Here is a 440-nt window from a genome sequence, read left to right as displayed (position 1 = left end):
GACTACAGGGGTATCTAATCCTGTTTGCTCCCCACGCTTTCGAGCCTCAACGTCAGTTACCGTCCAGTAAGCCGCCTTCGCCACTGGTGTTCTTCCTAATATCTACGCATTTCACCGCTACACTAGGAATTCCGCTTACCTCTCCGGCACTCGAGCCAGACAGTTTCCAATGCAGTCCCAGGGTTAAGCCCTGGGTTTTCACATCAGACTTGCCTTGCCGTCTACGCTCCCTTTACACCCAGTAAATCCGGATAACGCTTGCCCCCTACGTATTACCGCGGCTGCTGGCACGTAGTTAGCCGGGGCTTCTTAGTCAGGTACCGTCATTATCTTCCCTGCTGATAGAGCTTTACATACCGAAATACTTCTTCGCTCACGCGGCGTCGCTGCATCAGGGTTTCCCCCATTGTGCAATATTCCCCACTGCTGCCTCCCGTAGG

The 440-nt window shown here is 53.6% G+C and carries 1 rRNA gene; it reads right to left on the bottom strand.

Annotated elements, in window-relative coordinates:
* Window positions 1-440: ribosomal RNA gene (locus tag KGF48_RS19975) — 16S ribosomal RNA — on the bottom strand; the annotation flags it as partial.

This window comes from Clostridioides sp. ZZV15-6388 (assembly GCF_020657755.1).
GTDB lineage: Bacteria > Bacillota > Clostridia > Peptostreptococcales > Peptostreptococcaceae > Clostridioides.
The sequence above is the reverse complement of the archived record's forward strand: the minus strand, read 5'-3'. Positions and strand labels throughout refer to the sequence as shown.